This is a genomic window from Microbacterium meiriae, from assembly GCF_040685015.1.
GTDB lineage: Bacteria > Actinomycetota > Actinomycetes > Actinomycetales > Microbacteriaceae > Microbacterium > Microbacterium meiriae.
Map to the genome: position 1 here is coordinate 834,115 of NZ_JBFBHD010000002.1, position 21,806 is coordinate 855,920.

The 21,806-nt window shown below is 69.9% G+C and carries 21 protein-coding genes; 7 read left to right on the top strand and 14 right to left on the bottom strand.

Going from position 1 to position 21,806, the window contains the following annotated elements:
* Positions 1-39: 39 nt before the first annotated feature.
* The 3 genes from AB0N68_RS12615 to AB0N68_RS12625 form a co-directional block, all read right to left on the bottom strand.
* The gene (locus tag AB0N68_RS12615; protein ID WP_187663877.1) at positions 40-642 is read right to left on the bottom strand and encodes a histidine phosphatase family protein; all 603 of its coding nucleotides are present in this window, start codon (positions 640-642) and stop codon (positions 40-42) included.
* A gap of 73 nt (positions 643-715) precedes the next feature.
* Positions 716-1,744, bottom strand: coding sequence for an aldo/keto reductase (locus AB0N68_RS12620; RefSeq protein WP_187664141.1), 1,029 nt, complete (start codon positions 1,742-1,744; stop codon positions 716-718).
* Between the two features lie 213 nt (positions 1,745-1,957).
* Positions 1,958-4,234, bottom strand: a complete 2,277-nt coding sequence (locus AB0N68_RS12625) for a polyribonucleotide nucleotidyltransferase (protein WP_259953993.1) — start codon at positions 4,232-4,234, stop codon at positions 1,958-1,960.
* A 359-nt stretch (positions 4,235-4,593) separates the two neighbouring features.
* Between AB0N68_RS12625 and AB0N68_RS12630 the strand changes: the two genes are divergently transcribed.
* Positions 4,594-5,904 (top strand): UDP-glucose dehydrogenase family protein, encoded by a 1,311-nt coding sequence (locus tag AB0N68_RS12630; protein ID WP_280566038.1) that lies wholly within the window; start codon positions 4,594-4,596, stop codon positions 5,902-5,904.
* A 13-nt stretch (positions 5,905-5,917) separates the two neighbouring features.
* Here the strand turns inward: AB0N68_RS12630 and AB0N68_RS12635 are convergent, their stop codons facing one another.
* Positions 5,918-7,858: a GDSL-type esterase/lipase family protein gene (locus tag AB0N68_RS12635; RefSeq protein ID WP_280566040.1), complete on the bottom strand. Its 1,941-nt coding sequence runs from the start codon at positions 7,856-7,858 to the stop codon at positions 5,918-5,920.
* Between the two features lie 139 nt (positions 7,859-7,997).
* Between AB0N68_RS12635 and AB0N68_RS12640 the strand changes: the two genes are divergently transcribed.
* Both AB0N68_RS12640 and AB0N68_RS12645 read left to right on the top strand, forming a co-directional pair.
* The gene (locus AB0N68_RS12640) at positions 7,998-8,582 is read left to right on the top strand and encodes a DedA family protein (RefSeq protein ID WP_280566041.1); all 585 of its coding nucleotides are present in this window, start codon (positions 7,998-8,000) and stop codon (positions 8,580-8,582) included.
* Between the two features lie 39 nt (positions 8,583-8,621).
* Positions 8,622-8,801: a DUF5302 domain-containing protein gene (locus AB0N68_RS12645; protein WP_136052140.1), complete on the top strand. Its 180-nt coding sequence runs from the start codon at positions 8,622-8,624 to the stop codon at positions 8,799-8,801.
* A gap of 107 nt (positions 8,802-8,908) precedes the next feature.
* On the opposite strand, the gene AB0N68_RS12650 is transcribed toward AB0N68_RS12645, so the two are convergent.
* A complete protein-coding gene (locus tag AB0N68_RS12650; protein WP_268776441.1) occupies positions 8,909-9,553 on the bottom strand; it encodes an FMN reductase in 645 nt (214 codons plus the stop codon).
* A gap of 1 nt (position 9,554) precedes the next feature.
* Entirely contained in the window at positions 9,555-10,781 is a 1,227-nt protein-coding gene (locus AB0N68_RS12655; RefSeq protein WP_280566044.1) for an LLM class flavin-dependent oxidoreductase, read from the bottom strand.
* Positions 10,782-10,892: 111 nt separating this feature from the next.
* On the opposite strand from AB0N68_RS12655, the gene AB0N68_RS12660 reads away from it, so the two are divergent.
* Together AB0N68_RS12660 and AB0N68_RS12665 are read left to right on the top strand one after the other, a co-directional pair.
* Positions 10,893-12,023 carry an acyltransferase family protein gene (locus tag AB0N68_RS12660; protein ID WP_268776443.1) on the top strand — a complete coding sequence of 377 codons (1,131 nt, stop codon included), beginning with the start codon at positions 10,893-10,895 and terminating at the stop codon, positions 12,021-12,023.
* Complete coding sequence (locus tag AB0N68_RS12665) at positions 12,020-12,904, top strand: serine hydrolase domain-containing protein (RefSeq protein WP_187663870.1); 885 nt, start codon at positions 12,020-12,022, stop codon at positions 12,902-12,904. Before AB0N68_RS12660 ends, AB0N68_RS12665 begins: the two co-directional genes overlap by 4 nt.
* A 7-nt stretch (positions 12,905-12,911) precedes the next feature.
* On the opposite strand, the gene efeB is transcribed toward AB0N68_RS12665, so the two are convergent.
* From efeB to efeU, 3 genes are read right to left on the bottom strand one after another with little or no spacing between them, the layout of a single operon-like run.
* Positions 12,912-14,222, bottom strand: coding sequence for an iron uptake transporter deferrochelatase/peroxidase subunit (gene efeB / locus AB0N68_RS12670; RefSeq protein WP_313366784.1), 1,311 nt, complete (start codon positions 14,220-14,222; stop codon positions 12,912-12,914).
* Between the two features lie 19 nt (positions 14,223-14,241).
* A complete protein-coding gene (efeO, locus tag AB0N68_RS12675; RefSeq protein ID WP_280566048.1) occupies positions 14,242-15,474 on the bottom strand; it encodes an iron uptake system protein EfeO in 1,233 nt (410 codons plus the stop codon).
* Positions 15,471-16,409, bottom strand: a complete 939-nt coding sequence (gene efeU, locus AB0N68_RS12680) for an iron uptake transporter permease EfeU (protein WP_280566050.1) — start codon at positions 16,407-16,409, stop codon at positions 15,471-15,473. The genes efeO and efeU overlap by 4 nt, the downstream gene beginning before the upstream one ends.
* Positions 16,410-16,559: 150 nt before the next feature.
* Between efeU and AB0N68_RS12685 the strand changes: the two genes are divergently transcribed.
* Positions 16,560-17,564 (top strand): isopenicillin N synthase family dioxygenase, encoded by a 1,005-nt coding sequence (locus AB0N68_RS12685; RefSeq protein ID WP_259963049.1) that lies wholly within the window; start codon positions 16,560-16,562, stop codon positions 17,562-17,564.
* Between the two features lie 7 nt (positions 17,565-17,571).
* Here the strand turns inward: AB0N68_RS12685 and AB0N68_RS12690 are convergent, their stop codons facing one another.
* From AB0N68_RS12690 to rpsO, 3 genes are all read right to left on the bottom strand, one after another.
* A complete protein-coding gene (locus AB0N68_RS12690; RefSeq protein ID WP_280566053.1) occupies positions 17,572-17,901 on the bottom strand; it encodes a transcriptional regulator in 330 nt (109 codons plus the stop codon).
* Positions 17,894-18,763 (bottom strand): hypothetical protein, encoded by an 870-nt coding sequence (locus tag AB0N68_RS12695; RefSeq protein WP_280566055.1) that lies wholly within the window; start codon positions 18,761-18,763, stop codon positions 17,894-17,896. Before AB0N68_RS12695 ends, AB0N68_RS12690 begins: the two co-directional genes overlap by 8 nt.
* Positions 18,764-18,918: 155 nt before the next feature.
* The gene (gene rpsO, locus AB0N68_RS12700; protein ID WP_017203073.1) at positions 18,919-19,188 is read right to left on the bottom strand and encodes a 30S ribosomal protein S15; all 270 of its coding nucleotides are present in this window, start codon (positions 19,186-19,188) and stop codon (positions 18,919-18,921) included.
* A gap of 186 nt (positions 19,189-19,374) precedes the next feature.
* Between rpsO and AB0N68_RS12705 the strand changes: the two genes are divergently transcribed.
* A complete protein-coding gene (locus AB0N68_RS12705) occupies positions 19,375-20,670 on the top strand; it encodes an MFS transporter (protein WP_313366782.1) in 1,296 nt (431 codons plus the stop codon).
* Between the two features lie 28 nt (positions 20,671-20,698).
* Here the strand turns inward: AB0N68_RS12705 and AB0N68_RS12710 are convergent, their stop codons facing one another.
* Positions 20,699-21,253: a YceI family protein gene (locus AB0N68_RS12710; protein ID WP_187663862.1), complete on the bottom strand. Its 555-nt coding sequence runs from the start codon at positions 21,251-21,253 to the stop codon at positions 20,699-20,701.
* Between the two features lie 177 nt (positions 21,254-21,430).
* Positions 21,431-21,799 carry an FKBP-type peptidyl-prolyl cis-trans isomerase gene (locus AB0N68_RS12715; protein ID WP_025103196.1) on the bottom strand — a complete coding sequence of 123 codons (369 nt, stop codon included), beginning with the start codon at positions 21,797-21,799 and terminating at the stop codon, positions 21,431-21,433.
* Between the last annotated feature and the right edge of the window lie 7 nt (positions 21,800-21,806).

Consider the following 21,806-nt stretch of genomic DNA (forward strand, 5'->3'; position numbering starts at 1 on the left):
CGGGCGTCGAGCGGAGGCCGCGGCGCGCGGATACGGTGATCACACCAACAGCGCGTCGGGAATCCCCGTCCGCAACTCCATCGGCAGGTGGCCGGTGTCGTTGTGCGTGAGCAGGGTCCACGGCCGACCCTGCTTCTGGGCGATCACCGTCAGTCCGCAGTGCGACTGGTTCAGCGTCATCCACCGCCAGTCGGGTGCGGCGAGCACCTCGCGCACGAACCACGAGATCACGAAGTTGTGTGTGATGAGCACCTCGTGCACGTCTCCGGTCTTCCGCACGAGGAACTCGTTGACGGCGTCGGACATCTGGGCGCGACCGGCCTCGATCTCGGCTTCGGTCACCGATCCGAAGAAGGGTTCGAACACCGCCGGGGTCTCCTCTGTCATCCCCGTGGGGACGCAGTCGAACAGCAGAGCGGACGGCGCGGGGTCCACGGACGGGAGGCGACCGGCGATCGATCGCGCCGTCTCGGCCGCGCGGAGCAGCGGCGAATGCCACACGGCGTCGAGCGGGAGCCCGGACAGCCGATCCGCGATCAGCTCCGCCTGCCGCTGGCCGCGCGGCGAAAGGGGTCCGTCGGCGAGACCGTGCTCGGCATCCTGATGTTCACCGTGTCTGACCAGATATATGTAGTGCGTCACAACTCGCTCGCTCGCCTCATCGCCAGCATCCGCCGGTCTTCCTCTTCCACCCTATGTCACGGGCAGCGGAAGCTCAGGCGCCCGCGCGGGTGAGGTCGGCCACCTGCGCCCGGGACAGCGTCACACCGGCGCCCTGCATGAGCTCGTCGACATGGTCGGTCGCGAACGTGTTCACGATCGGCGCGGCGACCGTGCGCTGCGCGAGCAGCCAGGCGATGGACACAGCGGCCACCGGCACTGCCAGTTCGGCGGCCACCTGATCCAGCGCGCGCAGCACCTTCGTACCGCGGCGGTTGAGATTCCCTCGCAACTGCTCTCCGCGGACGCCTCGTGACGCGAGCGCCTTGGTGCGGTGGCGCCCGGACAGGAACCCGTGCTCCAGCGCATGGGAGGGCGTGACCGCGAGGTTCTGCGCGCCGGCCACGAGCCGCAGATCGCCTTCGAACGGCTGCCGCCGCACGAGGTTGTAGGGCGTGTCGATCACAGTGATCCGGGGGTACCCTGCGGACGCGAGGATGCGGGCCTCCACCAGCCGCTCCGGGGTGAAGCCGTACGCGCCGAGCGCGCCGATCTTCCCGGCCTCGACGAGCCACTCGACCGTGGCCAGCGTGTCTTCGAGGTTGGTGGTCGCATCCAGCGTGGCGTCCAGGTACAGCACGTCGATGCGCTCGACGCCGAGCCGGGTGAGCGACCCCTCGACGGCGCGGACGAGGTTGACCGACCCCAGACCGGGGTTGTCGGCATGCGCTCCGATGCGGACGCTGAGGACGACGCGCTCCCGTTGGTCGCGCGACCGCAGCCACTGCCCGAGGATGTGCTCGCTCCGACCGCCGGAGAATCCGTCCGCCGTATGGATGGCGTTGCCGCCGAACTCCACGTAGCGATCGAGGATGCCGTGGCTCGTCTCGAGATCGACGTTCCACCCGAACTCCGCGGCGCCGAGCATCAACGGGAACGTCTCGTATCCGGTCTCGCCGATGGCGGTGCGGATGGACTCCCCCACACCGGGGCCGACGATGGGGATCGGGGCGGAGGGATGATCCTCGTGCTCGAGCGCGACGCGTTCCGCGTCGGGACCTGCGCCTACGCCGAACAACCGCATACTCTCACCCCCGCTGCGATCGGCTGGACCGATCGACATCACTGCTTCTCCGGCACCCCCCGGTGCGTACTTCGAGGGTATGCGACGTGCGCGAGCGTCCCGGCCAATCCGGGGAACGGCGCGCAAACTTCCCATAACGTTTCGATCACGGATCAAACGACGGAACCCGGGCCCCTCCCGACGGAGGGACCCGGGTTCCGTGCCGACCGTGTCCTACTCGGCGGCGGCGTCCTCGGCCGGAGCCTCGTCCGCGGCGGGTGCGTCGTCGAGCACGGGCTCGAGCGACAGCTTGCCGCGGTCGTCGATCTTCGTGATCTTGACGAGGATCTTCTGGCCGACGGAGAGCACGTCCTCGACGTTCTCCACACGCTTGCCACCGGCGAGCTTGCGCACCTCGGTGACGTGCAGCAGGCCGTCCTTGCCCGGCAGCAGCGAGATGAAGGCGCCGAAGGTGGCGATCTTCACGACGGTGCCGAGGAACTGCTCGCCGACCTCCGGGTTGGTCGGGTTGGCGATCGCGTTGACCTGGGCGCGGGCGGCCTCGGCCGAGGGGCCGTCGGTCGCGCCGATGTAGACGGTGCCGTCCTCCTCGATGGAGATCTGCGCACCGGTCTCGTCCTGGATCGCGTTGATCGTCTTGCCCTTCGGGCCGATCAGCTCACCGATCTTGTCGACCGGGATCTGGACGCTGATGACGCGCGGCGCGGTGGGCGCCATCTCGTCAGGCGCGTCGATCGCGGCGTTGAGGACGTTGAGGATGGTCAGACGAGCATCCTTGGCCTGGGTCAGCGCGCCCGCGAGCACCGACGACGGGATGCCGTCGAGCTTCGTGTCGAGCTGGATGGCGGTGACGAACTCGCTGGTACCGGCGACCTTGAAGTCCATGTCACCCAGCGCGTCCTCGGCACCCAGGATGTCGGTCAGCGCCGCGTAACGGGTCTCGCCGTTCACCTCGTCGGAGACCAGACCCATCGCGATGCCGGCGACGGGAGCGCGCAGCGGCACACCCGCGTTCAGCAGCGACAGGGTCGAGGCGCACACCGAACCCATCGACGTGGAGCCGTTGGAGCTGAGCGCCTCGGACACCTGACGGATCGCGTAAGGGAACTCCTCGCGGCTCGGCAGCACCGGCACGAGCGCGCGCTCGGCGAGGAAGCCGTGCCCGATCTCGCGACGCTTCGGCGAACCCACGCGGCCGGTCTCACCGGTCGAGTAGGGCGGGAAGTTGTAGTGGTGCATGTAGCGCTTGCTCGTCGTGGGCGACAGCGAGTCGATCTGCTGCTCCATCTTGAGCATGTTCAGCGTGGTGACGCCCAGGATCTGGGTCTCGCCGCGCTGGAAGATCGCGGAGCCGTGCACGCGCGGGATGACCTGCACCTCGGCGTCGAGCGGACGGATGTCCGCCAGGCCGCGGCCGTCGATGCGGGTGCCCTCGGTGAGGATGCGACCGCGGACGATCTTCTTCGTGACGGACTTGTACGCCGCGGAGAACTCCAGCGGTGCCGCAGCCGGGAGCGAGCCCGCCTCGGTGGCCTCGATGAGCTCGGCCTTGACGCGATCCTTGATCGCGTCGTCGGCGTTCTGACGCTCGCTCTTGTCCGCGATCTGGTACACGTCGCTCAGCTCGGCGAAGGCACGCTCGGACACGAAGTCATAGACCTCGTCGCTGTACGCGGGGAAGACCGGGTAGACGCCCGGCTCCTTCGACGCGGTGGCGGCGAGCTCGGCCTGCGCCTTGACGAGCTGGGCGATGAAGGGCTTCGAGGCCTCGAGGCCCTGGGCCACGATGGTCTCGTCGGGCTTGGTGGCGCCGGCCTTGATCAGGTTCCAGCTGCCCTCGGTCGCCTCGGCCTCGACCATCATGATCGCGACGTCTTCGGAGCCGTCGGCCTTGGTGACTACGCGACCGGCGACGATCAGGTCGAACACGGCCTCGGAGACCTGCTCGGCGGTCGGGAACGCGACCCACTGGTCCTCGTGCTGGCCGTGACCGGGGATGAACGCGAGGCGCACACCGGCGACGGGGCCCGAGAACGGCAGACCCGAGATCTGCGTCGACGCGGAGGCGGCGTTGATCGCGAGGGCGTCGTAGAACTCGCCCGGGGCGATCGAGAGGACCGTGATGACGATCTGGACCTCGTTGCGCAGACCGTCGACGAACGACGGACGCAGCGGACGGTCGATCAGACGGCAGACCAGGATCGCCTCGGTCGAGGGGCGACCCTCACGACGGAAGAACGAGCCGGGGATCTTGCCGGCGGCGTAGGAGCGCTCCTCGACGTCGACCGTCAGCGGGAAGAAGTCGAAGCCCTCACGCGGGTGCTTGCCCGCGCTCGTGGCCGAGAGCAGCATGGTCTCGCCGTCCAGGTAGGCGGCGACGGCGCCCTGAGCCTGCTGCGCGAGGCGGCCGGTCTCGAAGCGGATGGTGCGGGTGCCGAAGCGGCCGTTGTCGAGAACGGCCTCGGTGGCGGTGATTTCAGGACCTTCCAAGAGGTCTCTCCTTCTTTGTTTAGACTCGCGAATCCGTGTGACGCGCGAGCATGTTCAAAGGAGCGGAACGGAAGGGTTCGGGCGCGCGGGCACTCCCGCGAATCTCGCCTGCGCTGGCCACCAGTAGAAAGCCACCCGACGTGTGCCGAGGAACCCACCACAGGGGACCAGCTTCTCCGCCGATCGCTCCATGAGTCGATATGAAATTGTCGGATGACCGGGGTCACCCTCGACCACACTACCAGCGTGCGCCCTCAGTCCCGAGGGTTCCTCACGCGGTTCGGTCACGACACCCCACCGTCACCCGACGTTCACCGCGCGTCCGCCGGGGCGAGGGACGGGTCGGCTGTGCTGGACGCATGCGGATGTCGGTGATCGGTTGCGGGTATCTGGGAGCGGTGCACGCTGCGGCGATGGCCTCGCTCGGTCACGACGTCGTGGGCATCGACGTGGACGAGCGCAAGGTGGCCGACCTCGCCGCAGGCGCCGCGCCCTTCTTCGAGCCGGGCCTCGACGAGCTCCTCGACGCGGGGCTGCGATCCGGGCGGTTGCGCTTCGCCTCGGATGCGGCGGCCGCTTCCGGGGCGGATGTGCACTTCCTCGCCGTCGGCACCCCGCAGTCCGCCTCCGGTCCCGCGGCCGACCTCCGCTACATCCACGCGGCGATCGACGGGCTGCTCCCCCACCTGCGGCCGGGCGCGGTGGTGGCCGGGAAGTCGACGGTCCCCGTGGGCACGGCCGCGCGCCTCGCCCGTCGGATCGCACAGACCGGGGCGACGCTCGCCTGGAACCCCGAGTTCCTCCGGGAAGGCTGGGCCGTCCACGACACGCTCACCCCCGACCGCCTGGTGGTGGGGGCCGATGACACCCCGGAGGGTGCCGCCGCCGTCGACCTGCTCCGCCGCGTATACGCCGCGGCGATCGATGCGGGCTCCCCGTTCCTGGTCACGGACCTCGCCACCGCGGAGCTCGTCAAGGGTGCCGCCAACGCTTTCCTCGCGACGAAGATCTCCTTCATCAACGCCATGGCTGAGGTCGCCGAAGCGGCCGGTGCCGACGTCACCCTCCTCGCCGAAGCCCTCGGCCACGACTCACGCATCGGCCGCCGCTATCTCGGCTCCGGGATCGGGTTCGGAGGCGGCTGCCTCCCGAAGGACATCCGCGCGTTCGCCGCCCGCGCCGAGGAGCTCGGCCGCGGCGAGGCCGTCGCCTTCCTGCACGAGGTGGACGCCATCAATCTCCGCCGGCGTGATCGCGCCGTGCGTCTGGTCGTCGATGCCCTGGACGGCCTGGTCTTCGGGCGGAGGATCGCCGTGCTCGGCGCGGCCTTCAAACCCTTCAGCGACGACGTCCGCGATTCTCCCGCGCTGGAGGTGGCCGTGCGGCTGCGCGGACTCGGCGCGGATGTCGTGGTGACGGACCCGGCGGCGATCGAGAACGCCCGTGCGCGGCATCCGCAGCTCGGATACACGTCGTCCAGGGATGAGGCCCTGCGGGACGCGGACGCCGTCGTCGTCGTCACGGAGTGGGACGAGTACCGCCGCGAGCTCAGTCCGCAGCACGCCGGCGGGCTCGTGCGGGGCCGGATCGTGATCGACGGACGGAACTGTCTGGACGCCGCCGCCTGGCGAGCCGCCGGCTGGACGTACCGCGGGATGGGGCGACGCTGAGGGCTGCCGTCCCTCAGACCACGCTGGCGTCACGCTCGACGGAGGAGCGTCCCACGTAGACGTAGTCGTCGTGCTTCGCCCGACGGCCGTCTCCCGCGGCACGGCCGTGGAGTCGCCGCCACACCCACGGCAGCGCGTGCCGCCGCCACCAGGCCGCGCGGCCGATCGGCTCGTTCTCGTGCAGGGCCGCATCCAGCAGTCCGAGCGCGTCCGCGTGCGGCACCCCGAGCACCTCGGCGACCCGATAGGCGAGGAAGCGGTGTCCGCGACTGCTGAGGTGCACCAGGTCCTCGCCCCAGTGCTGCCGCTCCGCCAGCACCGGATGCAGATCCGTGTCGATGAGGATCGCACCGGTCCGCGCAGCGATCCCCGCGAGGGCCGTGGCGAAGGCGGAGAAGCGCCGGGTGTACAGCGCCGCCGCGCGTCGGTCCGGGAGGAACGGGGTGACCAGGACCACGTCGGCGCCGGTCGCGCGCACTCGCCGCACGGCGGCCTCCAGACTCGCGGCGAGCGCCGGCACGGCGGCACGGTGCTTCACGAGATCGTTGGCGCCCACCAGCACGGTGACCAGATCGGGTCGGAGCTCCAGTGCGCGCTCCAGTTGCGGGCCGCACACGTCGGCCACGCGCTTCGAGCGGACCGCGAGGTTGGCGTAGTGGAGGCCGCCCCGCGCGGCGAGGAGAAGGGCGAGCCGGTCCGCCCACCCGCGGAGTGCACCGTCCGGCCCGGGGTCGCACAGTCCCTCGGTCAAGGAGTCGCCGAGCGCGACCACCCGCCGCCACCGTCGCGACGGGGCGGGCGCGGCGGGTTCCGGTCGGACGAGGCGGCGAGCGCGCAGACGGCTGTCCACGGCGTGCAGCGCCCGCGCCTCCTCGAAGTGCCCCAGGAGCTGATCCCCGAGGTGCTCCCAGCTTCGTCCCTGCACAGCGCTCCAGCCCGCGTGCCCGAACGCTCGGCGGGTCTGCTCGTCCCCGGCGAGAGCGGTCACGCGTCGGCGGAGGTCGGCGAGGTCCCCGGGGCGGTAGAGCCAACCGTCCACGCCGGCCCTCACCAGATCGAGCGGCCCTCCGCGACCGGTGGCGACCACGGGCACCCCGCTCGCGTGGGCCTCCTGCAGCGTCTGGCCGAACGTCTCGCTCTCTCCCGGATGCACGAACACGTCGAAGGAGGCCAGCGCGGTGGCGAGCGCATCCCCGTCGAGCCTCCCGAGGAACAGAGCGTCGGGAAGCTGTTCCTGCAGCCGGTCCCGCCGTGGCCCGTCGCCGACGATGACCAGACGGGCGCCGGGGATGCCGTGCAGCGCGGCGAGATCCTCCACCTGCTTCTCGGCGGCGAGGCGTCCGACGTAGCCGATGACGATCTCCGCTCCCCATTCCGCTCGGAGCGCGTCGCTGCGCCGGGAGGGGTGGAAGCGCTCCGCGTCCACCCCTCTCCCCCAGGATCGGAGTCGGTCGACGCCGAGGTGACCCAGCTGCTGCGCGGATTCGGAGGACGGCGCGAGCGTGAGGGTCGCTCGCCGGTGGAGCCGTGCGATATGGGCGTGGGCCATGCCGGTCGTCGCGGCGACGCGATACCTCTCCGTGTATGCGGCCACATCGGTCTGGTAGGCCGCGACCGTCCCGATGCCGCCGCGTTCTGCGGCGAGCAGCCCGCGCCACCCGAGGGCGAACGGCGACGCCAGGTGGACGACATCGGGGCGGAAGCGGCCGAGCTCCGTTCCGATCCGACGGGTCGTCGCCGCGCCGACGCGGACATCCCGGTATCCGGGGAGTGGCACGCTGCGGATCGCCGTGACGGGGGCACCGTGCAACCGCTCCGGGATGCCCGTGGCGGCGGGAGCGAGCACACAGGCCTCGTGCCCTCGGCGCTCCAGGTGGCGGAGGATCTGCATCACGGATCCGGTCACGCCGTTCATGTGCGGAAGGAAGGACTCGGTGACGATCGCGACTCTCACACCCCCAGGATGACGGTGCACCTCGCCCCCGCTGCGAGAAACCGGCGTCGAGCACCGGATGTTCACCGGATGCTGGATCACGGGTCACCGGCTATCCGCGCGTTGGTTCCCGTTCACCGTCTCGGGGCAGGGTGGCGGGGTGTCGACAGACCTGCTCGCTGACGTCCTCGCCGGTCCCTGGAGCCTGGCCGCGATGAGCCTGCTCGTGCTCGGGGACGCGTTCTTCGTCGTCGTCCCCGGCGAGATCGCCGTGACAGCCCTCGGCGCGGTCGCGATGACGACCGGAACGCCCGCGCTCTGGGCGGTGGTGCTCTGCGCGGCGGGGGCGGCAGCGCTCGGTGACGCCTGCTGCTATCTGATCGGGTGCGTCGTCGGCACCGAGCGCTGGGGCTGGATGAGAGGCCGCCGCATGCGGCAGGCCCTCGGCTGGGCACGCGACCGGCTGGACCGCGGCACGGCCACGGTGCTGTTCACCGCTCGTTTCGTCCCGTTCGCCCGGCTCGCCGTGAACCTCGTGGCGGGCGCCTCCCGGATCCACCCGCCCCGCTACCTGGCACTCGTGACGCTGGCTGCGACCGGGTGGGCGGCGTACCAGGCCGCGGTCGGCGCGCTCGTCGCCGCGGTGCTGCCCGGCGGCGCCCTCGTCGCGGTCCCGGTGTCGGTCGCCCTGGCCGTCGGTCTCGGGCTCGGGCTCGACCGGTTCACGCGGGGACGGGAGCGGTGACCCTCGCCGCTGCTCCTGCCGTGCCCTAGGCTCGGGAGCATGAGCACCGAAGAAGGCGCCGGCTCCTCCTCGGAGGACATGAAGCGCAAGTTCAAGGAAGCGCTCGAGAAGAAGAACGCGCACCACCGGCAGGGCGAGGCCCACCTCGACGGCGATTCCGCCGTGCACGCCGCCAACGCCCCGCAGACGCGGCGCGAGTTCCGACGCAAGAGCGGTTGACCGTGCGGATGCGGGAGCCGGTCCACGGCTCCCGCATCCCTCTCCGCAGACACGGACATGCCCCGCGCCGAAAGGCACGGGGCATGTCGCTCTCGAGAGGCCCCCTGTCACTCTCCGGCGAGACCGCCGAGCATGTGGCCGAACGAGCGCCCCTCACCCAGGTAGGTCGCGGGATCGAAAGGGTCGACGACGGTGGCAGCCTCCCGGCGCGCGACCGCCTCGGCGAGTTCCCTCGCCCCCTTCTCGACGCGCTTCGCCAACGGTGCGACATCGTCTCCGGCGCCGCCCCAGTCGCTCGACGCCGCGAAGACCCCTGTGGAGACGGCCTCGGCGTGCAGGTAGGCGAACAGCGGACGGATCGCGTAGTCGATCGCGAGCGAGTGCCGCGGTGTCCCCGCGTTCGCCCCGATCAGCACGGGCTTCCCCGTGAGCGCGTCCGGGTCGAGCACATCGATGAACGACTTGAACAACCCGGAGTAGCTCGTGGAGAAGATCGGCGTCACCGCGATCAGCGCGTCGGCCGAGACGACGGTGTTGATCGCCGTCTCGAGTGCAGGCGGCGCGAAGCCGGTCAGCATGTTGTTCGTGATGTCATGCGCGTGGTCGCGCAGCTCGATCACGTCGACCGTGGCCTCGATGTCGCGCTCCGCGAGCGCCTTCACGGTCTCCGCTGCCAGTCGGTCGGCGAGCATCCGGGTGGACGACGGGTTGGAGAGACCCGCCGAGACGACGGCGATGCGACGCGTGGTCATGTCAGGCCTCCTTCCGGCCGAGTCCGAACGCGGCTCCCGCGGGAGCCGGCGTGTCCTGGTAGGGCGAGTCCCCGGTAAGGTTGTCGCCGCGGTTCGCGCCGGGACGCGCCTGCCGGGTCGGTCCGTTTCCGTAGGTCGCCTGCACGCGCGCGGCGTGGGTCGGCGCGTCGGGCACCGTGGACGGGCGGTCCTTCGCCAGCTCCTTGCGGAGCACCGGCACGACCTCGGAACCGAGGATGTCCAGCTGCTCGAGCACCGTCTTCAGAGGCAGGCCGGCGTGGTCGATGAGGAACAGCTGACGCTGGTAGTCGCCGTAGTGCTCCCGCATCGCCGCATAGCGGTCGATCACCTGCTGCGGCGATCCCACGGTGAGCGGGGTCATCTCGGTGAAGTCCTCCATGCTGGGACCGTGACCGTAGACCGGGGCGTTGTCGAAGTACGGGCGGAACTGGTTCACCGCGTCCTGCGACTTCGCCGCCATGAACACCTGGCCGCCGAGACCGACGATCGCCTGCTCCCGCGTGCCGTGACCGTAGTGCTCGAAGCGCTGACGGTACAGCTCGATGAGGCGCTGGTAGTGCTCCTTCGGCCAGAAGATGTTGTTCGCGAAGAACCCGTCACCGTAGTAGGCGGCCTGCTCGGCGATCTCCGGTGTGCGGATGGAGCCGTGCCACACGAACGGCGCGATGCCGTCGAGGGGACGCGGGGTCGAGGTGAAGCCCTGCAGCGGGGTGCGGAACTTGCCCTCCCAGTCCACGACGTCCTCGCGCCACAGCTTGTGCAGGAGCGCGTAGTTCTCGATCGCCAGCGGAAGCCCCTGGCGGATGTCCTGGCCGAACCAGGGGTACACCGGACCGGTGTTGCCACGACCGAGCATGAGGTCCATGCGGCCGTCCGAGACGTGCTGCAGCATCGCGTACTCCTCCGCGATGCGCACCGGGTCGTTCGTCGTGATCAGCGTCGTCGAGGTCGAGACAATGAGCCGCTCGGTCTGTGCGGCGAGCGCGGCGAGGAACGTGGTGGGACTGGACGACCAGAACGGCGGGTTGTGGTGCTCGCCGATCGCGAAGACGTCGAGTCCGACCTCCTCGGCATGCGTCGCGATGGCCAGCGTCGCCTTGATCCGCTCCTGCTCGCTGGGGGTGACTCCCGTGGTGGGGTCGCGGGTGATGTCGCTGACCGACATGATGCCGAACTGCATCGCCTGCGCGCCTGACTGCTCGCTCATGATTGCTCCGTGTTCTCCGAATCGGATGCTCGACATCCGGTTCTATTCATTTGAATGTAATTGGGTCAACGCGTGCAGGGCAACTTTATTCCCGGCCGGTAGCCTCGGAGAATGAGCACCACCGGAGTCGGGACGACGGGGTCCAGCACAGGGCCGGTCGACCGCAAACGCCGACGCGTGCCCTTCTGGGACAACGCGCGGTACGCCTGCATCGTCCTCGTGGTCCTGGGGCACGCGATCCAGCGCCTCATCTACGACTCGGACATCGCCTTCGCCCTCTACCTGGCGCTGTACGCCTTCCACATGCCGGCGTTCGCGATCATCTCGGGCTACTTCTCCAAATCGGGCTCCCCCACCCGGACGCAGATGGCCCGCGTCATCACCGACATCATCCTCCCCTACGTCATCTTCGAGGCCCTCTGGACGCTCACCAAGTGGCTCGTGGAGGGAGAGACCACCCCGAACCCCACTCAGCCCAGCTGGACGCTCTGGTTCCTGCTCGCGCTCGGGATCTTCCGCCTCGTCCTCCCCTACCTCGCCCTGCTGCGCTGGCCGTTGCTGTGGACGGTGGTCATCTCCGTCGGCGCGGGCTATCTCCCGAACGTCGACAGCACCTTCTCGCTCTCGCGCACCCTGGGCCTGCTGCCCTTCTTCGCCCTCGGCTGGTGGCTCAGGGAGCGCAACATCGTCGACCGCCTGCGTCTCCTCGACTTCCGCCCGTGGTGGGTCCGGATCACCGCCGTCGCCGTCCTCGGCACCGCCGGGTGGGCTGCGTGGAACTGGCTCCCCGTCTGGCAGGCCACCGATCTGCGGCATTGGCTGTTCTACGAGGCCTCCTACTCCGACCTCGTCGGGGACCAGTGGTGGGCCGGCGGCATCCGTTTCGCGCTCCTGCTCCTCGCCGTCGTCCTCTGCGCTGCGTTCTTCGTCCTCATCCCCCGCGGGTCCTACTGGTGGACCACCTTCGGCCAGTACACGATGTACGTCTATCTCCTGCACTCGTTCGTGCTCTACCCGTTCCGCGAGAGCGGCGTGCTGCGCGACCTCGAGCCGACCTGGTTCTGGCTCCCTGCGGTCACGGCGCTCTCGGTGGTCCTCGCACTGCTGCTCGCGACCACGCCCGTGCGGCGGGTGTTCCGTCCGCTCGTGGAGCCGCGGCCGCGGTGGCTGTTCGCCGATCCCGAGCTCGCGTCGCGGGAAGGCCGCCGCAACGATCCGACCGGATCCCGGCGTCCGCGATGACAGCCGCCCACCCCGCGTCCGAGGTCAGGGATCGGCTCGTCGCCATCGCCGACTCCCAGGGTTTCGCCGCGCACGGGCTCCACGTGCGCATCGGCGAGGACACCGCAGGTCACCGCTGGGCACCCGACGTCCGGGAGGACGTGCACTCGATCGCGAAGGGCGTCTGCGTGCTGGCCACGGCCCTCGCCGCCGACGACGGACTGATCCGCCTGGACGACACCGTCGCCACCCTCCTCCCGGACCACGAGCTCGGCGACGGTGTCGCTCAGGTCACCCTGCGTCACCTGCTGTCGATGTCGAGCGGCATCGACCTTCCGTGGTCCGAGACACTGATGACGGACTGGCCGGATCTGGCCCGCGAGTTCCTGCGACGGCCCTCGCGCGGGCGTGTGTTCCAGTACTCCAACGCGAGCACCTATACCGCGATGACCGCCCTCGCGACCCGCGTGGGCGACATCGGCGACTACCTCTCGACGCGCCTCTTCGCCCCGCTCGGCATCGAGGACGTGGTCTGGTCGCGATGCCCGAACGGACGCATCGAGGCGGGTGGCGGCCTGCCGCTCCGCACCGAGGAGGTCGCGCGCCTGGGGCTGCTCATCCGCGATCGCGGCTCCTGGCAGGGTCGTCGACTGGTCGCCCCGGAGTGGATCGACGCGATGCACGAGGACGGCGTCGTCGCGGGCGTCAACCCGGGCTACGACCGCTATGCGCTCGCGGGCTGGCAGGGTCCGGGGCGGGCGTGGCGGCTGCACGGGGCCCACGGCCAGCTGCTGCTGTTCCTCGGCGACGCGGTGGTGACGGTGACCGCTCACGATCACGCCGGAGCGGATGCGTTCGCCGCGGACGCCGTCGCCGTCCTCGAAGACGTCGCCGCCGGCTGAGTCCTGCTCAGGCGAACAGCTCCGCCCCCACGTACGAACCCGGTCGCGCGCCCGGCGGGATCGCCCAGATGCCTGAGCCCACGTGACGGATGTACTCGTTGAGACGGTCGGTCGACAGTCGGCGCTGCAGGCTGATGAACTGGGCGGGATCACGCTGGTAGGACAGGAAGAACAGCCCGGCGTCGAGTCGCCCGAGGGCGTTGTTGCCGTCGACGTAGTTGTACCCACGGCGCAGGATGCGGATGCCGTCGTTCTGCTCGGGATGCGCGAGCCGGACGTGACTGTTCGCATCGATCTTCGTGCCGCGGAAGTCCGGGGCCGTGAACTCGTCACCGCCGGAGAGCGGCGCCCCCACGCCCTTGTCCCGTCCGATGATCGTGTCCTGCTCGGCCAGCCGCACCCGGTCCCAGGTCTCGATGAGCATGGCGATCTTCCGCGCGACGAGGTACGAACCGCCGGCCATCCAGGACGGCTCGTCGTCGGTCGAGACCCAGACGTGGTCCGCGAGCGCCGTGGCGTCGTCGGCGAGGATGTTGGCCGTGCCGTCCTTGAAGCCGAAGAGGTTGCGCGGCGTCGCCTGGCCGGCCGTGGTACGAGAGGTCTTACCGAATCCGAGCTGCGACCAGCGCAGGCGCGCCCGCCCGAACGCGATGCGGCTGAGGTTGCGGATCGCGTGAACCGCGACCTGGGGGTCGTCGGCACAGGCCTGGATGCACAAGTCGCCGTGCGACGCCGCGGGATCGAGGTCGTCCCCGAGGAAGGCCGGAAGCCGCTCGAGACCGGGTGGCCGCTGGGCGGCGAGACCGTAGCGATCGCCGTCCTCGTTCTCGAACAGTCCAGGACCGAACCCGAACGTGAGGGTCAGGCCCGCGGTGGGGAGCCCCAGCGCCTCCCCCGTGTCATCCGGGGGCGCTTCGGCGGGACCGTTCACCGCGCCGCTCGCACTCACCTCCAGGCCCTGCGTCATCCGCGCCGCGGCGTACGACCAGTCCTGCAACAGGGAGATGAGGTCGTCCCGGTCGGTGCGGGGCATCATGTCGAAGCTCGCGAAGTGCAGGTGGTCCTGCACGGGCGTCGTGATGCCCGCCTGGTGCGCGCCGAAGAACTCGTACCGCGACTCGGCGTCTTCCGCGGCTCGTGCGCGTCCGAGCGCCACGCCGCCGGCCGTCCCGGCCCCGAGGCCGACGGCCAGGCCCGCGACCCCGCCGCCGACGGCCAGCCCGAGCAGCCCGCGGCGGCTGAGACCGCCGCCGGAGGGCGCAGTAGGCACCCCCGCTGATGCCTCGTGGGCCTCCGGTTCCGACTCGTTCACGTCCATGCCTGCCCGTGCACCGTCGTCAGTCGAGCACCGTGCCGGTGAGCTGCGAGAGCGGCTCCGCCAGGGCGTTGATGAGATCGGTGAACTCCCGCTTGTCCGCTTCGGTCAGCTCGCCGTACCCAACGAAGCCCTCTGCGAGCGAGCCGTGCGCGGCGAGGGACTCCTCGAGGGCGGTGTATCCGGTCTCGATCTCGGAGACGAGGGCCTCGCCGTCGTCTCCCTGCGCCGCGGCGAAGTCCTGCACCAGCGAGAAGGCCATCTTGGAGCCCTCGACGTTCGCGGCGAAGTCGAAGAGATCCGTGCCGGACCACCAGTCCTCCTCGCCGGAGATCTTGCCGGTGGCCACCTCGTCGAGCAGGGCGATCGCGCCGTTGGAGATGCCGCCGATCCCCTGGTCGTCCAGTGCGGTGGTGAAGTCGTCCGAGTGCACGTAGTCGTACAGCTCCTGCACGTCGGCCAGGAGCAGGTCGCCGTAATCGGCGCGCTCCGCGGGCGTGGACGGCGCCCAGTCCTGCCATGCCGGGGTCTCTCCGTCGGCGTTCAGCGCGTCCTCCGCCGGCACCCAGAGGTCCTTCTCGATGCGGTGGAAGCCGGTCCAGTCCAGGCCCTCGGCCACCGCATCGACCTCTCGATAGTCGATCCGCGGGTCGAGGTCCCCGAGCGCCTCGGCGACGGGCTCGATGCGCTCGTAGAACGCCCTCGTCTGTGGGAAGAGCGTGCGGGCGGTCTCGTCGTCGCCGGACTCGTAGGCGGCCACGAGGTCTTCCACGGCCGGCACGAGCTGCCCGACCTGATCCTTCACGAACGCCCCGTAGAGATCGACGGCCTTCTGCTTCTGCTCGGCGTCGGGGCCGTCCACCGCCACGCGGTCTCCGGTCACCGTGAACGAGGCCCGGCCGACACCGTCGCCGACCATGCCCGGCTTGCAGAGCGTGAAGTACTCGCCCGGCTGGGCGACCACCGTGAGGGTGCGGGACGCAGCCGGGGCGATGTTCTCGACCTCGCCGACGATCCGCAGACCGTCCTCGGCCAGCAGGTAGAACTCGGAGACCTGGTCGGTGTCGTTCTTCACATCGAACGTCAGCGTCCCGCTCTTCGCGGTGGACGCCGAGACGGCGCAGTCCGTGGCGGTGGATGAGACGTCGAACGCCGCCGTCGCCTGGGCATCGCTCTTCGCGACGCAGCCGCTGAGGAGGAGGACGGCGGTGCCCGCGGCGGCTGCCGCGGCGAGGACCCGGTGCGAGGTGATCATGCTGCTCCTTGCTGTGTGAGGGAGGACGTCGGGGTGGCGGCGGAGGCGCCGCGCGTCGAGGGGCGTGCCGAGCGGAGGCCGCGGAGGTAGAGCCCGCCCACGACGAGGATGTAGAGACCCCAGGCGAGCACCTGCAGCCAGGTCATGGCGGGCATGAAGCCGACCGTGGCCTGCAGGACGGAGGCCAGCGCGCCGCCGGGAGTGATCGCCGCCGACACGTCGAACGCCCAGCCGAACGGGAAGCCGGCCGCGCCCACGGCGACGGCGCCGGTGGCCGGGTCGAGCGGAGCGGCGGCGGTGAAGGGACCGGGAAGTGCTCCCGCCTCCTGCAGATCCATCAGAGCGTAGGCGAGGACACCGGCCGCGACGATCACGAGGAAGCCACCCGTCCAGGCGAAGAACCGCCGCAGGTCCAGGCGCAGCGCCCCGCGGGAGATGAGCCAGCCGAGCAGGACGGCCACGGAGAGTCCCAGGAGCGCGCCGAGGAGGGCCGAGGGGGCATCGCCGAAGGACTGCACCATCGACCACAGCAGCAGCGTGGTCTCGATCCCCTCCCGGGCGACGGAGACGAAGCCGATCGCGATGAGCGCCCAGAGACCGCCCACCGTCAGCGCGCGGTCGATGCCGCCCTCGAGGGTCGCCTTCATGGTGCGGCCGGCACGCTGCATCCAGAAGATCATCCACGTCACCATCGCCACCGCGACGAGGGACAGCCCGCCGCCGATCAGCTCCTGCGCCTGGAACGTGAGTTCGTAGGCCCCGAAGGTGAGGATCGCGCCGATGCCCAGAGCGAGGGCGACCGCAAGGCCGACCCCGGCCCACATCTTCGGCAGCGCGTCACGGCGACCGAGACGGCGGAGGTAAGCGACGAGGATGCCGACGACGAGCGCGGCTTCGAGACCCTCGCGGAGTCCGATGAGGAAGGTGGCGAGCACGGGAGACACTCTCTGGCAGGCGACTGAGGTAAGGCATCCCTTACCGACGAGACTCTAGCACCGTGATCGGCGCCCGCCCGACACCGGCCACCGAAGTAATGGAATGCAACAGAGCATCCTCGGGCCTCATCCGCGACATAGCCTCGGTCCATGGCTGAACTCTCGCTCCCCATCCTCGACCTGTCCCAGCTCGACGACGGCCCCGAGGCCGCGGCGCGTTTCCGCGACGACCTCCGCGCGGCCACGCACGATGTCGGCTTCTTCTACCTGACCGGCACCGGCATCTCTCCCGAACTGGAAGCGCGGCTGCATCAGGCCGCCCTCGACTTCTTCGCTCTGCCGGAGGAGGACAAGCTCGCGATCGAGAACGTCAACAGCCCGCACTTCCGCGGCTACACCCGGATCGGCGGGGAGCGGACGCAGGGCAAGGTCGACTGGCGCGAGCAGATCGACATCGGCCCCGAACGCGAGCCGGTCGAAGGGGGCCCCGCCTTCAACCGCCTCACCGGACCGAACCTCTGGCCCGCCGCGCAGCCGGAGCTCAAGGAGGTCGTCACGGAGTGGCACGACACCCTCACGGAGATCGCCCGCAAGCTCCTGCGCGCCTGGGCCCTCACCCTCGGGGCGGAGGAGAACTACTTCGACGAGCCGTTCCGCGATCCGTCCACCCTGATCAAGATCGTGCGATACCCGGGAACGAACGAGCCGGAACCGCAGCAGGGCGTCGGTGCGCACAAGGATTCCGGCGTGCTGACGCTGCTCTGGGTGGAGCCGGGCAAGGGCGGACTCCAGGTCGAGCGTGACGGCGAGTGGGTGTCGGCTCCCCCGGTGCCGGGCGCCTTCGTCGTCAACATCGGCGAGCTGCTCGAGTACGCCACCGGCGGCTACCTCAAGGCGACGAACCACCGGGTGATCTCGCCGCGGGCGCCCGAGGAGCGCATCTCGATTCCGTTCTTCTTCAACCCGGCGCTCGATCAGCAGCTCCCGTTGCTCGAGCTCCCTGCCGACCTCGCCGCCGAGGCGACCGGAGTCACCGAGGACCCGAGCAATCCGATCCACGCGACCTACGGCGAGAACGCCATGAAGTCCCGACTGCGCGCACACCCCGACGTGGCGGCCATCCACCACCCTGATCTCGTGGGTGCCACCGCCTGACGGGGTCTCAGAACGACGTCTTGCCGCCCAGGGCGACGATCTCCCGCAGCGCCTGGAGGTGCGCTGCGAAGGCGTCTCGGCCCGTGCTCGTCGACCGCACCCACGTGCGCGAGCGCCCGCCGACGGTCCCCTTGCGCGCGGTCACGTATCCCGCCGCCTGCAGATGGGTGATCGCCTTGCTCAGGGGCGAGTCGCCACACTGCAGCATCTCGCGCAGCGCCGCGAAGTCGAGTTCCATCCCGTCTCCCAAGCCCGCCATGAGCGAGAAGCGGATCGGGGACGCGAAGTTGTCATCCAACCGCGTTCGCGGGTGCGGGACGGCATGGGAGTCAGTCACGTTCCGCACGTCCCGGGATGCAGGTGACCACCGCGAAGCACACGATCACGGCAACCCCACCCCAGACTCCGGCCCACCCCGCATCGCCGAGCACTCCCGCACCCAAGACGAGGGTCACCGGAACGCACGCGGCGAGCAAGAAGACGAGCACATGCGGCCACCGCCACGACGCGCCGATCGCCGGCAGCCCGACCTCCGAGGTCGAGACCGCTATCCACGCCACCAGGCAGAGCATCACGAGCAGCGAGATCGCGCTTCGCAGCACATCGTCCGGCGATCCCGCCAGCATGGTCAGCACTCCGATCGCGATGCCGACCAGGGCGGTGCCCCAACGACGTGGGCCCTTAAGAGCGACGGGACCCGGGCGGGAACGGTGCGAGTCGTTCGACGCTCGGAGGAGCTGCACGACTCCGTGCCCCCCGATGCCGACGAGCACCACGGCGGCGGGAAGGAGTACCACGGCTTCGGGGAGCCGCGTGTCCAGGGCGGCGAAGCCGAACACCACGAGTGCGCCGATGAGAACCGCTCCCCCTCCGAGCAGGAACGGCAATCGTGAACGCGTCATCCGCCACTGCAGCCCGGTGCGCTGCGCCATCCCGCTGGACAACTGCCCCCACACGAGGAAGGTGAACAGGACGATCTGCGACGCCAGCACATCGCCGCGCCGGAGAACGAGTGCGAAGGCGACGAGGTAGGCGGCCGTCACCACCGCGTTGCCGATCTCCAGCCGCGCGAGCGCACGCCGGTCGACCGCGCGATCGCGGCGCTCGACCACCGCCTGGGCCGCTGCCAGGTACTGACTGGCGGTCTCGGAGTCCGGCGGGGCCAGAGGGTCCTGACCAGCGATCGGTTTCTGCTCCATCGTGGCCTCCCCGACTTTCCTGGTGGAAAGCTCTAGAACTTTCCTACCGGAAAGTGATGGCCAGGACAAGTCCGGACATGACGAAGGCCGCCCCACACCGTGGGGCGGCCTTCTCAAGAATGTTCTGCGCGATTGAACGCGGGGTCCGTGGTGCCTTATCGGCGAAGACCAAGGCGTGCGATCAGCGAGCGGTAACGCTCGATGTCGACGCTCTGGAGGTAGCCGAGCAGACGACGGCGCTGACCCACGAGCAGGAACAGACCACGACGCGAGTGGTGGTCGTGCTTGTGCTCCTTCAGGTGCTCGGTGAGGTCCTTGATGCGCTGCGTCAGCATCGCGGCCTGCACCTCGGGGGATCCGGTGTCACCGGGGTGCGTCGCGTACTCTTCGATGATCGCCTTCTTGACGTCTGCTTCCAGTGCCATAGATTCGATCCCCTCTCTGCTTGTTGCGCGGCGCCCGACGCCTGATGCGTGAGCTCTCTTTATCCGCGGCCGATCGAACGGCAACCTGACGAGTCTACCAGCCCGGACGACCACGGCGGGACACGGCGCCCGGGACGAGGCGCGTGGGGTCAACTAGGCTCGGGATGTGCAGAAGAAGACCGCCCTGTGAGCTCCCGACGCGGCCATCTGATCGACCTGACTCCGCTGAAGGCGAGCCCGGCCTTCGCCCGGATGTGGATCGGCTCGACACTCGCCGGCATCGGCGGTCAGCTCACCATCGTGACCGTGATGCTGCATGTGTTCGATCTGACCGCGAGCACGTTCGCCGTCTCGATGATCGCCGTCGCGGGCCTCCTCCCGATGATCCTCGCCGGCCTCTACGGCGGGATGCTCGCCGACGCGTTCGACCGGCGGCGGGTCGCGCTCATCGCCGCCACCGTGACCTTCGCCTCCACGGGGCTGCTCGCGGCGCTCACCTGGACCGGCACGGAGACGATCTGGTGGCTGTACGCGCTGAGCATCGTGAACTCGGCGGCGAACTCCGTCGGCATGGCCACGCGGACCGCGATCGTCCCCCGGCTCATCCCCCGCAGCATGCTCGCGGCCGCGTCCGCGCTCAACGGCGTCGCGTTCGGGCTCACGGTCATGGCGGGTCCGGCCCTCGCCGGGCTCCTGGTGGCGCTCACCGGATACGGCTGGACGTACACGATCGACGTCGTGCTCATGCTGTCGATGTTCCTCGGCCTGTGGACGCTCCCCGCCCTGCGACCCGAAGGCGACATCGTGCGCCCCGGCCTCGCCTCGCTCGTCGACGGCTGGCGCTTCCTCCGCCGCGCGGGCAACATCCGGATGCAGTACGTCATGGACATCATCGCGATGACGTTCGGACAGCCGCTCGTGCTCTTCCCGGCACTCGGCACGGTCATCCTCGGCGGCGGGGCCTTCACCACCGGCATCCTCACGGCGGCGGTCGCCGTCGGCACCTTCTCCTCGAGCCTGTTCTCCGGGCGCGTGGTGCAGTACCGGTGGCACGGCCGCGGCATCGCCCGCGCGGGGGAGGCCTACGGCGCCGCCATCGCCTTGTTCGGCCTCGTCCTCCTGATCGGCGCGTTCTCCGCGACGCCTGCCGGAGAAGACCGACCGCACGTCGCACTGATCGTCGCCGCCTGCGTGGCGCTGGCCCTCTCCGGCGCGTCGGACAACGTCAGCTCGATCTACCGCAACACCATGATGCAGGCGGCGGTGCCGGACGCCATGCGCGGACGCCTGCAGGGCCTGTTCGTCGTGGTGGTGACCGGTGGCCCCCGCGTCGGCGCCCTCTACGCCGGGACGCTCGCGACGCTGACGTCACTGTGGTTCCCGCCGCTGCTCGGAGGGATCATCGTGATCGCCCTCGTCGCGGTCCTCGCCCGGCGGCATCCTCGTTTCCGCGACTACGACGCAGAGAACCCCGAGCCCTGACGGGCCCGGGGTTCACAGGGTCTGCGCGTCAGTCCTGCTGCAGCGCACCCTGGAGGTCGAGCGTGATCGTGACGTCCTTGCCGACGAGCACGCCGCCGGTCTCCAGCGCGGCGTTCCAGGTGAGGCCGAAGTCCTCGCGGTTGATGACGGTCTTGGCGGAGGCGCCGGCCTTGTAGTTGCCCCACGGGTCGCTGCCGAAGCCGCCGAAGTCGAGCTCGAAGGTGACCGGCTTCGTGATGCCGCGGATGGTGAGGTCGCCGTCGACGAGGAAGTCGCCGCCCTCGACGCGGGCGCCGGTCGAGACGAACTCCATGGTCGGGAAGTTCTCGGTGTCGAAGAAGTCGGCGGAGCGGAGGTGCTGGTCGCGACCCTCGTCCTTGGTGTCGACGGAGGTCACGTCGACGGAGGCCTCGACCTTGGCTTCGAGGGGGTTCTCCGGAGCCACGAGCGTCGCGCTCTTCACACCGAAGGTGCCGCGCACCTTCGAGATCATCATGTGGCGGACGCTGAACGTCACCTCGCTGTGGGACGGGTCGAGGACCCAGGTGCCGGGGCGGTAACCGGGGATGTCGATGCTGCTCATGATTGCTCCTCAGGAGACGTCGGCCGCGGCGGCGGCGAAGGGATGGCACCGCGATCGTCCGCGGCACCCTTCCGACAACATACATTCACTCGCATGTATTCCCGTGACGAACAGAAATGTCTCGACATGCAGAAGCGCCCCGCACCACGGGGTGCAGGGCGCTTCGGAGCGACGAAGTCAGCCGACGGCGACGAGATCGATGATGAAGATCAGCGTCTTGCCGGAGAGGAAGTGTCCTCCCCCGGCCGGGCCGTACGCGAGGTGCGGCGGGATGATCAGCTCGCGGCGGCCACCGACCTTCATTCCGGGGATGCCGTCCTGCCAGCCCTGGATCAGGCCGCGGAGCGGGAACTGGATGGTCTCCCCGCGACCCCACGACGAGTCGAACTCCTCGCCGGACTCGAACTCCACACCGGCGTAGTGGACGGTCACGGTGTCGCCGGGCTTGGCCTCGGCGCCGTCACCCTCGATGATGTCGCGGATGACCAGTTCTGCGGGGGCAGGGCCGGTCGGGGCGTCGAACTCGGGCTTTGTGCGATCAGTCATGGCTCCA

Excerpts from the sequence above, each read along its gene's own strand:
- AB0N68_RS12665 (WP_187663870.1), top strand. The coding sequence starts at position 12,020 with ATGACAGCCGCCCACCCCGCGTCCGAGGTCAGGGATCGGCTCGTCGCC.
- rpsO (WP_017203073.1), bottom strand. The coding sequence starts at position 19,188 with ATGGCACTGGAAGCAGACGTCAAGAAGGCGATCATCGAAGAGTACGCG.
- AB0N68_RS12650 (WP_268776441.1), bottom strand. The coding sequence starts at position 9,553 with ATGACCACGCGTCGCATCGCCGTCGTCTCGGCGGGTCTCTCCAACCCG.
- AB0N68_RS12655 (WP_280566044.1), bottom strand. The coding sequence starts at position 10,781 with ATGAGCGAGCAGTCAGGCGCGCAGGCGATGCAGTTCGGCATCATGTCG.
- AB0N68_RS12620 (WP_187664141.1), bottom strand. The coding sequence starts at position 1,744 with ATGCGGTTGTTCGGCGTAGGCGCAGGTCCCGACGCGGAACGCGTCGCG.
- AB0N68_RS12645 (WP_136052140.1), top strand. The coding sequence starts at position 8,622 with ATGAGCACCGAAGAAGGCGCCGGCTCCTCCTCGGAGGACATGAAGCGC.
- AB0N68_RS12630 (WP_280566038.1), top strand. The coding sequence starts at position 4,594 with ATGCGGATGTCGGTGATCGGTTGCGGGTATCTGGGAGCGGTGCACGCT.
- AB0N68_RS12710 (WP_187663862.1), bottom strand. The coding sequence starts at position 21,253 with ATGAGCAGCATCGACATCCCCGGTTACCGCCCCGGCACCTGGGTCCTC.
- efeO (WP_280566048.1), bottom strand. The coding sequence starts at position 15,474 with ATGATCACCTCGCACCGGGTCCTCGCCGCGGCAGCCGCCGCGGGCACC.
- AB0N68_RS12660 (WP_268776443.1), top strand. The coding sequence starts at position 10,893 with ATGAGCACCACCGGAGTCGGGACGACGGGGTCCAGCACAGGGCCGGTC.
- AB0N68_RS12695 (WP_280566055.1), bottom strand. The coding sequence starts at position 18,763 with ATGGAGCAGAAACCGATCGCTGGTCAGGACCCTCTGGCCCCGCCGGAC.
- efeB (WP_313366784.1), bottom strand. The coding sequence starts at position 14,222 with ATGGACGTGAACGAGTCGGAACCGGAGGCCCACGAGGCATCAGCGGGG.
- AB0N68_RS12715 (WP_025103196.1), bottom strand. The coding sequence starts at position 21,799 with ATGACTGATCGCACAAAGCCCGAGTTCGACGCCCCGACCGGCCCTGCC.
- AB0N68_RS12685 (WP_259963049.1), top strand. The coding sequence starts at position 16,560 with ATGGCTGAACTCTCGCTCCCCATCCTCGACCTGTCCCAGCTCGACGAC.